Annotated in this window: 16 protein-coding genes; 11 read left to right on the top strand and 5 right to left on the bottom strand. The window is 53.0% G+C overall.

Annotation, left to right across the window (positions count from 1 at the left end; translation table 11 throughout):
* Window positions 1–2 precede the first annotated feature (2 nt).
* Both pcp and nei read left to right on the top strand, forming a co-directional pair.
* Window positions 3–647: a pyroglutamyl-peptidase I gene (gene pcp / locus HVY19_RS06675; RefSeq protein ID WP_181683558.1), complete on the top strand. Its 645-nt coding sequence runs from the start codon at window positions 3–5 to the stop codon at window positions 645–647.
* A 24-nt stretch (window positions 648–671) separates the two neighbouring features.
* The gene (gene nei, locus HVY19_RS06680; RefSeq protein WP_181683559.1) at window positions 672–1,466 is read left to right on the top strand and encodes an endonuclease VIII; all 795 of its coding nucleotides are present in this window, start codon (window positions 672–674) and stop codon (window positions 1,464–1,466) included.
* Window positions 1,467–1,492: 26 nt separating this feature from the next.
* On the opposite strand, the gene HVY19_RS06685 is transcribed toward nei, so the two are convergent.
* The 5 genes from HVY19_RS06685 to HVY19_RS06705 form a co-directional block, all read right to left on the bottom strand.
* On the bottom strand, window positions 1,493–2,545 hold the full coding sequence (locus HVY19_RS06685) for an AbrB family transcriptional regulator (protein WP_181683560.1): 1,053 nt from the start codon (window positions 2,543–2,545) through the stop codon (window positions 1,493–1,495).
* 162 nt (window positions 2,546–2,707) lie between these two features.
* On the bottom strand, window positions 2,708–3,112 hold the full coding sequence (locus HVY19_RS06690; RefSeq protein ID WP_181683561.1) for a DUF2251 domain-containing protein: 405 nt from the start codon (window positions 3,110–3,112) through the stop codon (window positions 2,708–2,710).
* Between the two features lie 74 nt (window positions 3,113–3,186).
* Window positions 3,187–3,471 carry a bacteriocin immunity protein gene (locus tag HVY19_RS06695; RefSeq protein WP_181683562.1) on the bottom strand — a complete coding sequence of 95 codons (285 nt, stop codon included), beginning with the start codon at window positions 3,469–3,471 and terminating at the stop codon, window positions 3,187–3,189.
* A gap of 10 nt (window positions 3,472–3,481) precedes the next feature.
* Window positions 3,482–5,212: a type VI secretion system tube protein TssD gene (tssD, locus tag HVY19_RS06700; RefSeq protein ID WP_181683563.1), complete on the bottom strand. Its 1,731-nt coding sequence runs from the start codon at window positions 5,210–5,212 to the stop codon at window positions 3,482–3,484.
* A 234-nt stretch (window positions 5,213–5,446) separates the two neighbouring features.
* On the bottom strand, window positions 5,447–6,730 hold the full coding sequence (locus HVY19_RS06705; protein WP_181683564.1) for a citrate synthase: 1,284 nt from the start codon (window positions 6,728–6,730) through the stop codon (window positions 5,447–5,449).
* Between the two features lie 818 nt (window positions 6,731–7,548).
* Here HVY19_RS06705 and sdhC point away from each other — a divergent pair.
* The 9 genes from sdhC (at window position 7,549) to HVY19_RS06750 (ending at window position 18,648) form a co-directional block, all read left to right on the top strand.
* Window positions 7,549–7,953 (top strand): succinate dehydrogenase cytochrome b556 subunit, encoded by a 405-nt coding sequence (gene sdhC, locus HVY19_RS06710; RefSeq protein ID WP_181683565.1) that lies wholly within the window; start codon window positions 7,549–7,551, stop codon window positions 7,951–7,953.
* The gene (sdhD, locus tag HVY19_RS06715) at window positions 7,947–8,294 is read left to right on the top strand and encodes a succinate dehydrogenase membrane anchor subunit (RefSeq protein WP_042285355.1); all 348 of its coding nucleotides are present in this window, start codon (window positions 7,947–7,949) and stop codon (window positions 8,292–8,294) included. The genes sdhC and sdhD overlap by 7 nt, the downstream gene beginning before the upstream one ends.
* Window positions 8,294–10,060 carry a succinate dehydrogenase flavoprotein subunit gene (gene sdhA, locus HVY19_RS06720; protein ID WP_181683566.1) on the top strand — a complete coding sequence of 589 codons (1,767 nt, stop codon included), beginning with the start codon at window positions 8,294–8,296 and terminating at the stop codon, window positions 10,058–10,060. The genes sdhD and sdhA overlap by 1 nt, the downstream gene beginning before the upstream one ends.
* 15 nt (window positions 10,061–10,075) lie before the next feature.
* Entirely contained in the window at window positions 10,076–10,792 is a 717-nt protein-coding gene (gene sdhB / locus HVY19_RS06725; protein WP_181683567.1) for a succinate dehydrogenase iron-sulfur subunit SdhB, read from the top strand.
* Window positions 10,793–11,031: 239 nt separating this feature from the next.
* Window positions 11,032–13,833, top strand: a complete 2,802-nt coding sequence (gene sucA / locus HVY19_RS06730) for a 2-oxoglutarate dehydrogenase E1 component (protein ID WP_181683568.1) — start codon at window positions 11,032–11,034, stop codon at window positions 13,831–13,833.
* Window positions 13,834–13,847: 14 nt separating this feature from the next.
* Complete coding sequence (gene odhB, locus HVY19_RS06735) at window positions 13,848–15,068, top strand: 2-oxoglutarate dehydrogenase complex dihydrolipoyllysine-residue succinyltransferase (RefSeq protein WP_181683569.1); 1,221 nt, start codon at window positions 13,848–13,850, stop codon at window positions 15,066–15,068.
* Window positions 15,069–15,215: 147 nt separating this feature from the next.
* Window positions 15,216–16,382 carry an ADP-forming succinate--CoA ligase subunit beta gene (sucC, locus tag HVY19_RS06740; RefSeq protein WP_181683570.1) on the top strand — a complete coding sequence of 389 codons (1,167 nt, stop codon included), beginning with the start codon at window positions 15,216–15,218 and terminating at the stop codon, window positions 16,380–16,382.
* Window positions 16,382–17,251 carry a succinate--CoA ligase subunit alpha gene (gene sucD / locus HVY19_RS06745; RefSeq protein ID WP_181683571.1) on the top strand — a complete coding sequence of 290 codons (870 nt, stop codon included), beginning with the start codon at window positions 16,382–16,384 and terminating at the stop codon, window positions 17,249–17,251. Before sucC ends, sucD begins: the two co-directional genes overlap by 1 nt.
* A gap of 212 nt (window positions 17,252–17,463) precedes the next feature.
* Window positions 17,464–18,648, top strand: coding sequence for a tetratricopeptide repeat protein (locus HVY19_RS06750; RefSeq protein WP_181683572.1), 1,185 nt, complete (start codon window positions 17,464–17,466; stop codon window positions 18,646–18,648).
* The last annotated feature ends 6 nt before the right edge of the window (window positions 18,649–18,654 follow it).

Below are 18,654 nucleotides of genomic sequence, written 5' to 3' on the forward strand. Positions count from 1 at the left end.
GGATGAAAACGGTCTTAATTACCGGGTTTGAACCCTTTGGCGGTGAACAGCTTAACCCTTCCTGGGAAGTGGTTCGCGGTCTCGACAATGCGATAATTGCCGGGTGTCGCGTGGTGGCGCGCCAGTTGCCGTGCGTTTTTGGTGAATCTCTCACCGTGCTGAATTCGGCTATTGATACGCTGTCACCCTCTCTGGTGCTGGCTGTCGGTCAGGCGGGTGGGCGCACGGATATCACCGTCGAACGTGTGGCGATTAATGTCGACGACGCGCGTATTCCGGATAACAAGGGCAACCAGCCGGTGGATAAGCCCATCGTGGCGGATGGCCCCGCGGCCTGGTTTAGCACGTTGCCGATTAAAGCGATGGTTGCAGCCATGCGTGAAGCAGGCGTTCCGGCTTCCGTGTCGCAAACAGCGGGGACGTTTGTCTGTAATCACGTGATGTACGGTTTGCTGCATAAACTGCGCGGTTTTTCGGAAGTGAAAGGGGGCTTTATTCATATCCCTTATCTGCCGCAACAGGCGGCTGCGCATCCGGGAGCACCCAGCATGGCGGCGGAAACGGTACATCTGGCCCTGGAAGTGGCGATTACCACGGCATTGCAGGTTGATAACGACATTGCGGTAACCGGCGGCGCCACGCACTAACATTCACAACATAAGGACAGCACCATGCCTGAAGGCCCGGAGATCCGCCGCGCGGCGGATACCCTGGAGGCGGCGATCAAAGGCAAACCACTGACTGACGTCTGGTTTGCCTTTACGCAGTTACAACCCTTTGCGTCGCAACTGATTGGTCAGCGCGTCACCGGGATGGAAACGCGCGGCAAAGCGCTGCTCACTCACTTTTCGAATGGGCTTACGCTCTACAGCCATAACCAGCTTTATGGCGTCTGGCGGGTGGTGGACAGTGACGAGACGCCGCAAACGACGCGGGTGCTACGCGTCAGGCTGCAAACGGCTGAAAAGGCCATATTGCTTTACAGCGCGTCGGATATTGAAATGCTGACCCCGGAACAGCTTGCCGCCCATCCGTTCCTGCAACGGGTTGGACCAGATGTGCTGGATCCGAGCCTGACGGCTGAAACCGTTAAAACGCGTTTGCTTTCGCCGCGGTTTCGCAACCGACAGTTTTCTGGCCTGCTGTTAGACCAGGCGTTTCTGGCAGGACTGGGAAATTATCTGCGCGTTGAGATTCTCTGGCAGGTCGGGTTAACGGGTAATCATAAGGCGCGGGATCTTAGCGACTCGCAGCTGCATGCATTATCGCATGCGCTGCTGGATATCCCGCGTCTCTCCTATACCACGCGTGGTCAGGTCGATGAGAATAAACACCACGGGGCACTGTTTCGCTTTAAGGTTTTCCACCGCGACGGCGAACTTTGCGAGCGTTGTGGTGGGCGTATCGAGAAAAGCACGCTCTCCTCGCGTCCGTTTTACTGGTGTCCTGGGTGTCAGAAATCATAGTTGGATGACAGCGTCGCCTTTCTGGCCTACCGTCGCTGACTACGTCGGGGCGCATACGCGGAAATAAACCGGGCGATGGCCGGGCCGGTTAGCAAAATGCTGAACAGCCGCAGGGTTTGCATAGCCATCACCAGCGCCATATCCGCGTGGCTGCCTGCAGCAATCACCGCCACGGTATCCAGCCCGCCAGGGCTGGTCGCCAGATAGGCGGTTAAAAAATCAATATGCATATAACGGGCGAGTCCCCAGGCCATCGCCCCGCATATCGCCAACAGGGCGAAAATAGACAGCAGGATCTGCGGCAATGGACGCATCGCCATAAAAAACACTTTCTTATCGAAACCCAGCCCGATTTGCCAGCCAATCGCCATATAGGCCATCGCCAGTAGCCATTCTGGCAGTTCAATAACAACCATGCCGCCGGCCTGTAGCAATGCACCCGCCAGCATGGGGACCAGCAAATTGCCTGAGGGAATGCGCAACATTCGACCGGCGAAACAGGCGACCGCGGCGAGCAGCAGCGTTCCCAGTAAGTTAACGCTCAGCGGCGGAAACCATTCAATTTGCTGTGCGACGGCTTCTGCGGTGTCACCCAATACAAGCCGCGTCACTAATACTGCCGCGCCGGCGACAAACAGCACCCGCAAATACTGCATAAAAGCGACCAGACGGATATCGGCACCATAGTCCTGCGCCATGGCTACCATCGCCGCCGCGCCGCCCGGAGACGAGCCCCATGCGCCGGTATTTCCTGGCAGCGAGCTATAGCGCACCAACAGCCAGCCTACCACCGTACTGGAGAACAGGGTGACCAGCAGAATAGCCAGCACCACCGGCCAGTTAGCGGCAAGGGTTGTCAGTAAGGAACTCGAGAGGTTTTGCGCAATCATACAGCCAAGAATGGCCTGAGCGCCGAGAAAGGCAGGGCGAGGAAGTTGCAGGGTGAAACCGCGCAAGCTAAGTAGAATACCTGCGATCATCGGGCCAAGCAGGAGAGCGGCCGGAAGATGAATGCAGAGAAAGAGTAAGGAAAGTAGGAGCGACAGTAAAAATAACAGGCCCCACCGCAACACTGGCATTCCATGCCCCCATAACGTATCTCATCGATTGTATCGATACAGCATAGAGAAAAATGACGACAGAAAAACTATCTGGCATCAATAAAAAGGGGCTCACTGTGCCAGATAACAGGTACCGGGTAACGATAGCCACTGAACTGATACATGCAGGCGAGCAAGACCTCAGCGGAAAAAATCATCCACGACGTTATCCCATTCGTGCCCTGCAATTGACCATTCCTCGTTGATCGGCGGCGGGAAACCGCTCCGGCAGTAACCATTTTTTGTCGTAAAATTAAATACGCCATGCGGATAACCGTTAATCAAAAGGACACTTTTTTTACTGTCCTCAGACCAGCCAATTTTAACATCAGAAGGAATATGACCGTCGGACACGTCCTCAACATTGTAGATATGAAGAGCGTCCTTGATCGGGTTGCCTTCAACTGACTCATCAAGGGCATAGAAGTAGCCGGTTTTCCCATCGTCTTCAAACACGGTAATGAAATTGCCTTCAGGTGCCAGGCTTTCTATCACCTGTGCTTGACCCACGGTGAGTTGAGCTTGGGCGGTAATAATTATTGTCATTTGATTATCCTTGAGTGTGTTTCCTGCCACTGGCGCATATTGTTAATGCTGACTAAGCTGGGTGACGTTTGTAATCAGGATTCATCTGCGTCTTTAAAGAGTGGGAGTCCCTGGGATTTACGCCATCTTTTAATTTCTTTAATAATGCCTTCTGGACTATCCTCTCTGTCCTCCGGGGGGTAAAAAAGTAAACCATTACCTTCCGGATGGTGCACGATTTTATCGAAGTGAGCGACTAACGAATCAATGTGAGATTCAAGCTCCTTACCTTTTAGGTTGTGAATGTTTTTGAAAAATTCGGTAAGAAATTCTATGAATTCAGATTCGGTGTAATCTTCAATTCGCTGTTTAAGTTCCATATAAGCCTCGCTAGTTATTTAAGTGAATTTTAATATGATTTTTTACCGTGTTGATACGCATAGTGTCCATGTCATAGACCTCGCCGCCTTCACGGATATAATTCAGATGATGAATTTCAAACCGTTGCCTTCCGCCTGTCTGTTCAGAAGGAATGCAAAATGGTGCGTTACCATTAAGGATATGAAACTGATTTGAATCACTAAACTGTGACATCAACTCAGGGCATTGTGAAACCGCCAACCAGAACTCTTCTCTGAAATGGTCAAAGTTGCGAAAGGTTCTCCCTCTCAATTTATCGGCTACCTGTGCGGGAATCGGCGCGCCAGGCCCGGAACTGGCAGCTTCCAGCCAACATCCTTCTTCTGGTATCACTTCACCAAATCCAGTAGCCGTACCCGGTTCGTCACGGGCAGTTTTCAGATAAACATAGATCGGCTTAATTCCAGAACCTTGAGGGAAGACCAGAATGTAATCGTTAAAATCGGCAATATCGGGTATCGGAAATGGTGGGGTAGTATATGTATCCTTGTCCTCCGGGATGGGCGTAACCAGAATGGTTGCTTGATCAAAGGCAGGGACGTTATTTCCCGTATGGCTGGAGCTAGTGTCGGTTTGTGGATTATTTGGCGTCCAGGTAATCAGCGGACCGTCGACACTCTGTGCTGGTGTAAATTCATAGCGATGGTTGTCGGTGTTCCATATCATCTGGGCGACGCGAACACTTTCATATGGCGTCCCTTCTCCGGTATGAACGCCATAAACCTGGGGTTTACCGTCAATGTCGTTGCGCCAGAAAAAACGGACTCGAGTTGTCGCAGTCGCGCCGGTCAGCGCTTTTTGCCGAAGCACCTCTTCGTACCAGAACTCATCACGCCCGGGAACGCGAGCGCTGCCTTCTCCGGCTGATGGGATATACAAAGCAGATGCCAGCGCACCAATGTAGGGGATCCCCCTTGAAGCTCCGAGCACGCCATAGAGCGACCATTCCCCCCAGATCTGCTGCATCATGCCGCCTAACATTAGCGGTGCGACTGAAGCTTGCGCGTTTTCTGCATATCCACAACATTCATCAGCCTGCGTAAATATCGTCATCTGACCGAAGTTTTCCGCCGGTTCTTCGTAACGCCCGGCGTCGGTACAGCCTTTCGCTTTCAGGCACGACTTGGCATAGACTGGCGTAACAGCGGGTGGGGGAGATGGCGACTTTATGGCCTTCGCAACAACGGGCTCCGGCGGGATGAGGGGTTGCGAACGCTGCGGTGCAAACAAGTGGTTATAATCAGCAGGAAATGCCAGGTGGTCGAACTCAGTATTGGCGATAAGATGTTTGCAGAGAATATATTCATACGATACGGAAATATCTTCGGTATCCAGTGCATTGAGAATAAAACTTGTGTCAATGCTTTTTACTGAAGCATTCTTTAGTTGTATATAATAATAACATTCCCATCCCCCTGTTCTGTTTATCCGCCAGAAGTTGAATTCAATAAACAATCTTTCATTATTAGTAATTGCATTACAAAATAGCGGTGTGCTTTTATCTATTAATTTTTGGAATGAGAGTGTTTGTGTATTAATACCCTTTCCACTATTAGTTACCGCATTTTGCAATGAGAAGGCAAATATCTCATCTTCATGCCTCCTCTGCCAGCGGTTACCCGTAGATTCGGTGGTGCCGCATTTCGCCGAAATGTCACCCTGTTTCTCACCGTGTACTCTCAGGTAAATAATGTCACCCATGCAATCTGGCCTTTCCGTGGTTTTTTATTGTCACGGATTAAATACTTTGTGAGTTTTTAGGCCAAATAACATATTAGCAATGGGTGCTATGCGGAAATTGTTTCCTTTAAAAACAGAAGGGGATATATATTGGATGATTTGGATTTTGGAGAAGGTGTTATATAAAATATAAATATTTGCTGCAGGATTTTAGCGGTTAAAAAAGCCACCGGGTTGAACCGGTGGCCTGGAAGGTTAACGCTTAATATCTGACTTATAATCGCGCTTATCGTAGCCAGTGTAGAGCTGACGAGGACGGGCGATTTTCATGCCGTCGGTGTGCATTTCGTTCCAGTGTGCAATCCAGCCAACTGTACGGGCCATGGCGAAGATCACGGTGAACATGGAAGAAGGAATACCCATCGCTTTCAGGATGATACCGGAGTAGAAGTCAACGTTCGGGTAGAGTTTCTTCTCGATGAAGTACGGGTCGTTCAGCGCGATGTGTTCAAGCTCCATCGCCACTTCCAGCAGGTCATCTTTCGTACCCAGCTCTTTCAGCACTTCATGACAGGTTTCACGCATCACGGTCGCGCGCGGGTCATAGTTTTTGTAAACACGGTGACCGAAGCCCATCAGACGGAAGGAGTCATTCTTGTCTTTCGCGCGACGCACGAATTCAGGAATGTGTTCAACGGAGCTGATCTCTTCCAGCATCTTCAGCGCCGCTTCGTTTGCGCCGCCGTGCGCCGGTCCCCACAGGGAGGCGATACCCGCAGCGATACAGGCGAACGGATTCGCGCCGGAAGAACCTGCGGTACGGACGGTAGACGTTGAGGCGTTCTGTTCGTGGTCAGCATGCAGGATCAGAATACGATCCATGGCGCGTTCAAGTACCGGGTTGACGACATATTCTTCACACGGCGTGGAGAACATCATACGCAGGAAGTTACCCGCATAGGAGAGGTCGTTACGTGGGTAAACAAATGGCTGGCCGATAGAATATTTGTAACACATTGCCGCCATGGTCGGCATTTTGGACAGCAGGCGGAAGGCCGCGATTTCACGGTGGCGCGGATTGTTAACATCCAGAGAGTCGTGATAGAACGCGGCGAGCGCACCGGTAATCCCACACATCACCGCCATTGGATGTGAATCGCGACGGAAAGCGTGGAACAGACGCGTGATTTGCTCATGGATCATCGTATGGCGGGTAACAGTCGTTCTGAACTCGTCGTACTCTGCCTGCGTCGGTTTTTCACCGTACAGCAGGATGTAGCATACTTCCAGATAGTTAGACTCGGTCGCTAACTGATCGATAGGGAAGCCGCGGTGCAACAAAATCCCCTCATCACCATCAATAAAGGTAATTTTGGACTCGCAGGATGCAGTAGAGGTGAAACCAGGGTCAAAAGTGAACATCCCCTTTGAGCCCAGGCTACGAATATCAATAACATCTTGACCCAGTGTACCTTTCAGCACATCCAGCTCAATAGCGGCGTCACCATTTATGGTGAGCTTTGCTTTTGTATCAGCCATTTACGGTCTCCTTAGCGCCATATTGCTTAAGACTGCCGGAAGTCAGACTTGCTTTCTACACGTCATCTTTCACGCTGCTTTTTTGTTGGCTACGCTCAGAAACAGCAATCACATAGTGATCTATGCGCCTGTCGTTTTCCTCGCTTGCCGCCTTAATGCAGCGCGAATGATGTTGTGTACACATACGATCAACCGTTACCAGTTTGTTATTCGGCTCGCCGCTCTGCGAGAGAGGAGAAAACCAGGGTACAGAGCAATGGGCGCTTGCAGGTAAATCGGTTAATTTATGGTGAATTAACAACAAATCAACAACTTAGCAATCCGTATTATTCAATCTGTCTATCACTATTAACTGTACTGGTGGGATCGGTCAATAATTTACTGGTGTTACATAAGTAAATTGCAGTTTAAATCGTGACCCCATAACTTTTGCGCATTATATGCTTTTTCTGGTGTCGTTTGTAACAATTTTGTTTAATGTTTGTCAAATCAGATGATTAAAATTTAAATAAATGTTGTTATCGTGACCTGTGTCACTGTTCGGGATAAAACCCGACAAACTATATGTAGGTTAATTGTAATGATTTTGTGAACGTCCTATACTGCCGCCAGGTCTCCGGAATACCCTGCAATCCCGAGCCACCCAGCGTTGTAGCGTGTCGTTTTAGCAACTGGAAGCAGTGTTTTACATGACGCGTAGTTATAGAAAGGACGCTGTCTGACCCGCAAGCAGACCGGAGGAAGGAATCCCATCGTCTTGAAGGCCACAAGGGCGTTACGTTCTGTGCCGGAAGTCTAAAGGGAATAATAAGAACAGCATGTGGGCGTTATTCATGATAAGAAATGTGAAAAAACAAAGACCTGTCAATCTGGATCTGCAAACGATCCGGTTCCCAATCACGGCGATAGCGTCCATTCTCCATCGCGTTTCCGGAGTGATCACCTTTGTGGCGGTCGGGATCCTGTTGTGGTTACTGGGAACCAGCCTCTCCTCCCCTGAAGGATTCCAGCAGGCATCCGCCATCATGGGTAGCTTCTTTGTTAAATTCATTATGTGGGGCATCCTCACCGCGCTGGCGTATCACGTGGTCGGCGGCGTTCGTCACATGATGATGGATTTTGGCCATCTGGAAGAAACATTCGAAGCGGGTCAACGCTCTGCCAAAATCTCTTTTGTAATCACTGTCGTGCTCTCAATTCTCGCAGGAGTCCTCGTATGGTAAGCAACGCCTCCGCATTAGGACGCAATGGCGTACATGACTTCATCCTCGTCCGTGCTACCGCTATCGTTCTGACGTTATACATCATCTATATGGTGGGGTTCTTCGCCACGAGCGGCGACCTGACCTGGGAAGTCTGGACCGGTTTCTTCTCATCGGCATTCACCAAAGTGTTCACCCTGCTGGCGCTTTTCTCTATCTTGATTCATGCCTGGATCGGCATGTGGCAGGTGTTGACCGACTACGTTAAACCGCTGGCCGTGCGCTTAGGGCTGCAGCTGGCTATTGTTGTTGCGCTGGTGGTTTACGTCATTTATGGATTTGTTGTGGTGTGGGGTGTGTAATGAAACTGCCAGTTAGAGAATTTGATGCTGTTGTCATTGGCGCAGGCGGCGCAGGTATGCGTGCGGCGCTGCAAATTTCCCAGAGCGGCCAGACCTGTGCGCTGCTGTCTAAAGTCTTTCCAACCCGTTCCCATACCGTCTCTGCGCAGGGTGGCATCACCGTTGCGCTCGGTAATACCCATGAAGATAACTGGGAATGGCACATGTACGACACCGTAAAAGGGTCGGACTACATTGGTGACCAGGACGCGATCGAATATATGTGTAAAACCGGTCCGGAAGCGATTCTGGAGCTGGAACACATGGGTTTACCGTTCTCCCGTCTTGACGATGGTCGCATCTACCAGCGCCCGTTCGGCGGCCAGTCGAAAAACTTTGGCGGCGAGCAGGCGGCACGTACCGCAGCGGCGGCTGACCGTACGGGTCATGCGCTGTTGCACACGCTGTATCAGCAGAACCTGAAAAACCACACCACGATCTTCTCTGAGTGGTATGCGCTGGATCTGGTAAAAAATGCCGATGGCGCGGTGGTCGGTTGTACCGCACTGTGCATCGAAACCGGTGAAGTGGTCTACTTCAAAGCACGTGCGACCGTGCTGGCGACCGGCGGTGCAGGCCGTATCTACCAGTCCACCACTAACGCCCATATCAATACCGGTGATGGCGTTGGCATGGCGATTCGCGCCGGGGTGCCGGTGCAGGATATGGAAATGTGGCAGTTCCACCCAACCGGTATCGCCGGTGCGGGCGTACTGGTCACCGAAGGTTGCCGTGGTGAAGGCGGTTACTTGCTGAACAAACACGGCGAGCGCTTTATGGAGCGTTACGCCCCGAATGCGAAAGACCTGGCGGGTCGTGACGTGGTGGCGCGTTCCATCATGATCGAAATCCGTGAAGGTCGCGGCTGCGACGGCCCGTGGGGACCGCATGCGAAACTGAAACTTGACCATCTGGGTAAAGAGGTGCTGGAATCCCGTCTGCCGGGCATCCTTGAGCTGTCTCGTACCTTTGCCCACGTCGACCCGGTGAAAGAGCCGATTCCGGTTATCCCAACCTGTCACTATATGATGGGCGGTATTCCGACCAAAGTGACCGGCCAGGCGCTGACCGTTAACGCGCAAGGTGAAGATGTGGTGATTCCTGGACTGTTCGCGGTAGGTGAAATCGCCTGCGTATCGGTTCACGGCGCTAACCGTCTGGGCGGTAACTCGCTGCTGGACCTGGTGGTGTTCGGTCGTGCGGCGGGTCTGCATCTGCAAGAATCCATCGCAGAGCAGGGCGCACTGCGTGATGCCACAGAGGAAGAGGTTGATGCTTCTCTGGCGCGTCTGAATCGCTGGAATAACAACCGTGATGGCGAAGATCCGGTAGTGATTCGCAAAGCGTTGCAGGAATGTATGCAGCACAACTTCTCGGTGTTCCGTGAAGGGGATGCGATGGCGAAAGGGCTTGAACAACTGAAAGCGATCCGCGAGCGTCTGAAAAATGCCCGTCTGGATGACACCTCCAGCGAGTTCAACACCCAGCGCGTTGAGTGCCTGGAGCTGGATAACCTGATGGAAACGGCCTACGCAACGGCTGTATCTGCCAACTTCCGTACCGAAAGCCGTGGCGCGCATAGCCGCTTCGACTACCCGGAGCGTGATGATGAAAACTGGCTGTGCCATTCCCTGTATCTGCCAGAGACGGAATCCATGACCCGCCGTGAGGTCAACATGGAACCGAAACTGCGTCCGGCGTTCCCGCCGAAGATTCGTACTTATTAATGCGGAGACAGGACAATGAAACTCGAATTTTCTATTTATCGCTATAACCCGGACGTAGACGACGCTCCGCGTATGCAAGACTACACGCTGGAAGGCGAAGAAGGTCGCGATATGATGCTGCTGGATGCACTGATCCAGCTGAAAGAGAAGGACCCGACGCTCTCTTTCCGTCGCTCCTGTCGTGAAGGCGTGTGCGGTTCAGACGGTCTGAACATGAACGGCAAAAACGGTCTGGCCTGCATTACACCCATTTCTGCGCTGAATCAGCCAGGAAAGAAAATTGTTATCCGTCCGCTGCCTGGCCTGCCGGTTGTCCGTGATTTGGTGGTAGACATGGGGCAATTCTACGCACAATATGAGAAGATTAAGCCTTACTTGTTGAATAATGGGCAAAATCCTCCTGCTCGTGAGCACTTACAGATGCCTGAGCAGCGTGAAAAACTCGATGGGCTGTATGAATGCATTCTGTGCGCATGCTGCTCAACGTCTTGCCCATCTTTCTGGTGGAACCCGGATAAGTTTATCGGTCCGGCGGGTCTATTGGCGGCGTACCGCTTCCTGATCGACAGCCGTGATACAGAAACCGACAGCCGCCTGGAAGGAATGAGTGATGCATTCAGCGTATTCCGCTGTCACAGCATCATGAACTGCGTCAGTGTTTGTCCTAAGGGGCTGAACCCGACGCGCGCCATCGGCCATATTAAGTCGATGCTGTTGCAACGCAGTGCGTAAGTCATAGTTGTTGTTGCCGGATGACGCTGCGCTTATCCGGCCTACGTAATAGTAGGCCCGGTAAGCGTAGCGCCACCGGGCAAAGTGCAGAAACCTTTAAAAACTGCCAGATTATTTAGACAGTTTCTAAAGGTTCCTTCGCGGGCCAACAAGAGCTCGCAGGTGAACCCCGGCACGCACTTAACTGTGCGTGGTAGTATCCACGGCGAAGTAAGCATAAAAATGCTTAAGGGATCACGATGCAGAACAGCGCTTTGAAAGCCTGGTTGGACTCTTCTTACCTCTCTGGCGCAAACCAGAGCTGGATAGAACAGCTCTATGAAGACTTCTTAACCGATCCTGACTCGGTTGACGCTAACTGGCGTTCGACGTTCCAGCAGTTACCTGGCACGGGAGTCAAACCGGATCAATTCCATTCAAAAACGCGGGACTATTTCCGTCGTCTGGCGAAAGACGCTTCACGTTACTCTGCTGCCATTTCCGACCCTGACACCAACGCGAAGCAGGTTAAAGTCCTGCAGCTCATTAACGCTTATCGCTTCCGTGGTCACCAGCATGCGAATCTCGATCCGCTGGGACTGTGGAAACAAGAAAATGTGGCAGACCTGGATCCTTCGTTTCACGATCTGACGGAGGCCGACTTCCAGGAAAGCTTTAACGTAGGGTCTTTTGCCGGCGGCAAAGACACGATGAAGCTGGGTGAGCTGCTGGAAGCGCTCAAACAAACGTACTGCGGCCCGATTGGCGCCGAGTATATGCACATCACCAGTACGGAAGAAAAACGCTGGCTGCAACAGCGTCTTGAATCCGGTCGTGCAGCCTTTAGCAGTGACGAGAAGAAACGCTTCCTCAGCGAACTGACGGCAGCTGAAGGTCTGGAACGCTACCTGGGCGCGAAGTTCCCTGGTGCGAAGCGCTTCTCGCTGGAAGGCGGCGATGCGTTAATCCCGATGCTCAAAGAGATGATCCGCCACGCTGGCAATAGCGGCACCCGTGAAGTGGTGCTGGGCATGGCGCACCGTGGTCGTTTGAACGTGCTGATTAACGTGTTGGGTAAAAAACCGCAGGATCTGTTCGACGAATTTGCGGGCAAACATAAAGAACACCTTGGCACCGGTGACGTGAAGTACCACATGGGCTTCTCTTCCGATATCGAAACCGAAGGCGGTCTGGTTCACCTGGCGCTGGCGTTTAACCCGTCGCACCTGGAAATCGTAAGCCCAGTGGTTATCGGTTCAGTGCGTGCGCGTCTGGATCGTCTGGACGAGCCAAGCAGCAACAAAGTACTGCCGATCACCATTCACGGTGACGCCGCAGTAACCGGGCAGGGCGTGGTGCAGGAAACCCTGAACATGTCGAAAGCGCGGGGTTACGAAGTGGGCGGTACCGTTCGCATCGTGATCAATAACCAGGTGGGCTTCACCACCTCTAACCCGCTGGATGCGCGTTCCACTCCGTACTGCACCGACATCGGTAAAATGGTTCAGGCACCGATCTTCCACGTGAACGCGGATGACCCGGAAGCCGTTGCTTTCGTGACCCGCCTGGCGCTGGACTTCCGTAACACCTTTAAGCGTGATGTGTTCATCGACCTCTTCTGCTACCGCCGTCACGGCCACAACGAAGCGGATGAGCCGAGTGCAACCCAGCCGCTGATGTATCAGAAAATCAAAAAACACCCGACGCCACGCAAAATCTATGCTGATAAGCTGGAAGCAGACAAGGTCGCCACGCTGGAAGATGCCACCGAAATGGTCAATCTTTATCGTGATGCCCTGGATGCAGGCGAATGCGTAGTGAAAGAATGGCGTCCGATGAACCTGCACTCTTTCACCTGGTCTCCGTACCTCAACCATGAATGGGATGAAAAATACCCGAATCAGGTTGAAATGAAGCGCCTGCAGGAACTGGCGAAACGCATCAGTACCGTGCCTGAAGCCGTTGAGATGCAGTCTCGCGTCGCCAAGATCTACGGTGACCGCCAGGCGATGGCCGCGGGTGAGAAGCTGTTCGACTGGGGCGGGGCGGAAACGCTGGCCTACGCCACCCTCGTTGACGAAGGTATTCCGGTACGTTTGTCCGGTGAAGATGCCGGACGTGGGACCTTCTTCCACCGTCATGCGGTGATCCATAACCAGACTAACGGTTCGACTTACACTCCGCTGCAGCATGTTCATAACGGTCAGGGCCAGTTCAAAGTCTGGGACTCCGTTCTGTCTGAAGAAGCGGTTTTGGCATTTGAATACGGCTACGCCACCGCTGAGCCGCGTACCCTGACCATCTGGGAAGCGCAGTTTGGTGACTTCGCTAACGGCGCGCAGGTGGTGATCGACCAGTTCATCTCCTCCGGTGAGCAGAAATGGGGCCGCATGTGTGGTCTGGTCATGCTGCTGCCGCACGGCTACGAAGGGCAAGGGCCGGAGCACTCCTCCGCGCGTCTGGAACGTTATTTGCAACTTTGCGCTGAGCAGAACATGCAGGTTTGCGTGCCATCTACCCCGGCACAGGTTTACCACATGCTGCGTCGTCAGGCGCTGCGCGGGATGCGTCGTCCGCTGGTTGTGATGTCGCCGAAGTCCCTGCTGCGTCATCCGCTGGCCGTGTCCAGCCTGGACGAACTGGCGAACGGTGCCTTCTTGCCTGCCATCGGCGAGATTGATGATATCGACCCGAAAGGCGTGAAGCGTGTGGTGATGTGTTCTGGTAAGGTTTATTACGACCTGCTGGAACAGCGTCGCAAGAACAATCAGAAAGATGTCGCCATTGTGCGCATCGAGCAGCTGTATCCGTTCCCGCATCAGGCGATGCAGGAAGTGTTGAAACAATATGCTCACGTACATGATTTTGTCTGGTGCCAGGAAGAGCCGCTCAACCAGGGCGCATGGTACTGCAGCCAGCATCATTTCCGTGAAGTGATTCCATTTGGGTCTGCCCTGCGTTACGCAGGTCGCCCGGCCTCCGCCTCTCCGGCGGTAGGGTATATGTCCGTTCACCAGAAACAGCAACAAGATCTGGTCAATGACGCGCTGAACGTCGATTAATTAAAGGATACAAAATGAGTAGCGTAGATATTCTTGTTCCCGACCTGCCTGAGTCCGTAGCGGACGCGACCGTCGCCACCTGGCACAAAAAACCGGGCGATGCGGTTGTTCGTGACGAGGTGCTGGTAGAAATCGAAACTGACAAAGTGGTACTGGAAGTACCGGCATCAGCGGACGGCATTCTGGATGCGGTTCTGGAAGACGAAGGCACCACCGTGACCTCGCGCCAGATCCTCGGTCGCCTGCGTGAAGGCAACAGTACAGGTAAAGAAAGCAGCGCTAAGTCTGAAGAGAAAGCGTCTACCCCGGCGCAGCGTCAGCAGGCGTCTCTCGAAGAGCAAAACAACGACGCACTCAGCCCGGCGATCCGTCGCCTGTTGGCTGAGCACAACCTCGATGCCAGCGCCATTAAAGGCACTGGCGTGGGTGGTCGTATCACCCGTGAAGATGTTGATAAGCATCTGGCGAAAGCGCCGGCGAAAGCCGAGTCTAAAGCCCCGGCGGCAGCACCTGCTGCCCAACCTGCGCTTGGCGCCCGTAGCGAAAAACGCGTTCCGATGACCCGCCTGCGCAAACGCGTTGCGGAGCGTCTGCTGGAAGCGAAAAACTCGACCGCGATGCTGACCACGTTCAACGAAGTCAACATGAAGCCGATTATGGATCTGCGTAAGCAGTACGGCGAAGCGTTTGAAAAACGTCACGGCATCCGTCTGGGCTTCATGTCCTTCTACGTGAAGGCTGTGGTTGAAGCGCTGAAACGCTATCCGGAAGTGAACGCGTCTATCGACGGCGATGATGTGGTGTACCACAACTACTTCGACGTCAGCATGGCGGTTTCTACGCCACGTGGTCTGGTGACCCCGGTTCTGCGTGATGTTGATACCCTCGGCATGGCTGATATCGAGAAGAAAATTAAAGAGCTGGCTGTGAAAGGCCGCGACGGCAAGCTGACCGTGGAAGACCTGACCGGTGGTAACTTCACCATCACTAACGGTGGTGTGTTCGGTTCCCTGATGTCTACTCCGATCATCAACCCACCGCAGAGTGCAATTCTGGGCATGCACGCCATCAAAGATCGTCCGATGGCGGTAGATGGCAAGGTTGAAATCCTGCCGATGATGTACCTGGCGCTGTCTTACGATCACCGCCTGATCGATGGTCGCGAATCTGTGGGCTTCCTGGTAGCCATTAAAGAGCTGCTGGAAGATCCAACGCGTCTGCTGCTGGACGTGTAGTAAACAAGAGTATCACCTGCCCTGTAGGCCTGAAAAGACGCCGAGGCGTCGCCATCAGGCGGTGCATTATTGCCAGATGGCGGCGTAAACGCCTTATCCGGCCTACAGGTTAAAAGATAACGATTACCTGAAGGATGGACAGAACACATGAACTTACATGAATACCAGGCAAAACAACTTTTTGCCCGCTATGGCTTACCGGCGCCGGTGGGTTATGCCTGTACTACTCCGCGTGAAGCTGAAGAAGCCGCATCAAAAATCGGCGCGGGCCCGTGGGTAGTAAAATGTCAGGTTCACGCTGGTGGCCGTGGTAAAGCGGGCGGTGTGAAGGTCGTAAAAAGCAAAGAAGAGATTCGCGCCTTTGCTGAACACTGGCTGGGCAAACGCCTGGTGACCTACCAGACAGACGCAAACGGCCAGCCGGTAAATCAGATACTGGTTGAAGCGGCGACCGATATCGACAAAGAACTGTATCTCGGTGCGGTCGTTGACCGTAGCTCCCGTCGCGTGGTCTTTATGGCCTCTACCGAAGGCGGCGTAGAAATTGAAAAAGTGGCGGAAGAAACCCCGCACCTGATCCACAAAGTGGCGCTCGATCCGCTGACCGGCCCGATGCCGTATCAGGGACGTGAGCTGGCGTTCAAATTGGGTCTGGAAGGCAAACTGGTACAGCAGTTCACCAAAATCTTCATGGGCCTGGCGAACATCTTCCTTGAGCGCGACCTGGCGCTGATCGAAATCAACCCGCTGGTGATTACTAAGCAGGGCGATCTGATCTGCCTCGACGGTAAACTGGGCGCTGACGGCAACGCACTGTTCCGCCAGCCGGATCTACGCGAAATGCGTGACCAGTCGCAGGAAGACCCGCGTGAAGCGCAGGCGGCACAGTGGGAACTGAACTACGTTGCGCTGGACGGTAACATCGGTTGCATGGTTAACGGCGCAGGCCTGGCGATGGGTACCATGGACATCGTTAAGCTGCACGGCGGCGAACCGGCTAACTTCCTCGACGTTGGCGGCGGTGCGACCAAAGAGCGCGTGACCGAAGCGTTCAAAATCATCCTCTCTGACGACAATGTTAAAGCGGTTCTGGTTAACATCTTCGGCGGTATCGTACGTTGCGACCTGATCGCTGACGGTATCATCGGCGCGGTAGCGGAAGTGGGGGTTAACGTCCCGGTTGTCGTTCGTCTGGAAGGCAACAACGCCGAAATCGGCGCGAAGAAACTGGCTGATAGCGGCCTGAATATTATTGCAGCGAAAAGTCTGACGGATGCAGCTCAGCAGGTTGTTGCCGCAGTGGAGGGGAAATAATGTCCGTTTTAATTGATAAAAACACCAAGGTTATCTGTCAGGGTTTTACCGGTAGCCAGGGGACGTTCCACTCTGAACAGGCTATTGCTTACGGTACGCAGATGGTTGGCGGCGTAACGCCAGGTAAAGGTGGCACCACGCACCTCGGCCTGCCGGTGTTCAATACCGTGCGTGAAGCGGTAGAAGCAACGGGCGCAACCGCCACGGTTATCTACGTTCCGGCACCGTTCTGCAAAGACTCCATTCTGGAAGCGATCGACGCGGGCATTAAACTCATCATTACCATCACCGAAGGTATCCCGACGCTGGATATGCTGACCGTGAAGGTGAAGCTGGATGAAGCTGGCGTGCGCATGATCGGCCCGAACTGCCCGGGTGTGATCACCCCGGGCGAATGTAAAATCGGCATCATGCCGGGTCACATTCACAAACCGGGCAAAGTGGGCATTGTTTCCCGCTCCGGTACTCTGACCTATGAAGCGGTTAAGCAGACCACGGATTATGGTTTCGGCCAGTCCACCTGTGTTGGCATCGGCGGTGACCCGATCCCTGGCTCTAACTTCATCGACATCCTGAAGCTGTTCCAGGAAGATCCGCAAACCGAAGCGATCGTGATGATCGGTGAGATCGGCGGTAGCGCAGAAGAAGAAGCGGCTGCGTATATCAAAGAACACGTGACTAAGCCTGTTGTTGGCTATATCGCGGGTGTGACCGCGCCGAAAGGCAAGCGTATGGGTCACGCAGGGGCGATTATCGCGGGCGGTAAAGGAACTGCGGATGAGAAATTCGCTGCTCTGGAAGCCGCTGGCGTGAAAACTGTCCGCAGCCTGGCCGATATCGGCGAAGCGCTGAAAGCCGTTATTAAGTAAAAGCAATAATAGCGTTCACCCCTTCATTAACCCGTGGTGAAGGGGCAAGAACTGAAAATGTTTCGACATGGTTGGCCATCTGATGATGGCCTTTTTTTTACCCCCATCTTTTCCTCTGTGCAAATTCCGAAAAATCAGCCGAACGCTTCTCTTTCTAATTATTCACGTAATAATGCCGCGTAAATTCTCGGATCTCTTAAAAGGACTTATGGATGAAGAAAAGTATTCTGCCTCTCGCTCTGGCACTGGCGGGGTTCAGTGCGGGCAGCATCGCGGCGCCGGTTAACGTCGATATTCTGAGTGCGACAGTCAAAGATAAGCGCATTGAAGGGGCTACGGTAACGCTACAGCGCAATGGCGCACGGTCCGTTTCCGCTACCACTAATGCGACCGGTCAGGCGGTTCTCACGTCGACATTCCCGGACGATCAGGATTCACTCTTGATCGTCAAAAAAGACGGTTATTCAAATCTGGTAGTGAAGTGCCCCTGTGCAGGTATGACCTATGCCGTCAGTCCGGTGATGACCCATCTGGATGGGATGCGCGTGGTGCTGAGCTGGGGTAAAAACCCTGCCGATCTGGATTCGCATCTGATGTTCCCGGGTGGACATATCTATTTCGAACGCAAAGACGGTCAGGATGCCAATCTTGATGTCGATGATGTTGATAGCTTCGGCCCCGAAACCATCACTATCACTAAAAAGCATTTCGGCGAAAGCTATACCTATGCGGTACAGGATTTTACCAACCGGGGGTTGCCTTACGGGAGTGAACTCTCTGCCAGCAGTGCCAAAGTGTTTGTCTACGTAGGCAGTTCTCTGGTGCGCAGTTACAGCGTTCCGGTCGGGAAAAAGGGCAATATCTGGACCGTATTCAGGCTTAATCCTAACGGTGAGTTTGAAGATATCAACACAGTCACCGGTGTGAACTTCAGTAGTAACGTTCGTAGCGTTGATGATTTGCCTGAGGTACTGGCAACAACTGACAGCCCGGCTACTGAATCTTTCCCAACCCGTCGCGATCCTGAACTGGCGCGAGAATATAATCGTGAAGGGGAGGCGGTTTATAAAGACGGTCAACTTGAGCAGGCGATTCAGCTTTTCCAACAGGCCACGGAATTAGACGGCAGTTACGGTCAGGCGTTTAGTAACCTGGGGCTGGTTTACCAGAAAGACGGCAAAATTGCAGAAGCGATTTGGGCGAACCGTAAAGCGATTTCGTTAGCCAGTGGCGCGAATGCAGCCACGACGCGCGCGAACTCGTATTACAACATCGCGAAGATATATGAAAATGCAGGTCAAAATGCCGATGCTTTACAGCACTACCTGCTGGCAAATGCGCAAAGAAATAAGCCTGTCTATGAAGCGGCGATCGCCCGCGTGAAGGCGAAAATGTAATTTGGC

The sequence above is a fragment of the Citrobacter sp. RHB25-C09 genome (assembly GCF_013836145.1).
Classification (GTDB): Bacteria; Pseudomonadota; Gammaproteobacteria; order Enterobacterales; family Enterobacteriaceae; genus Citrobacter_A.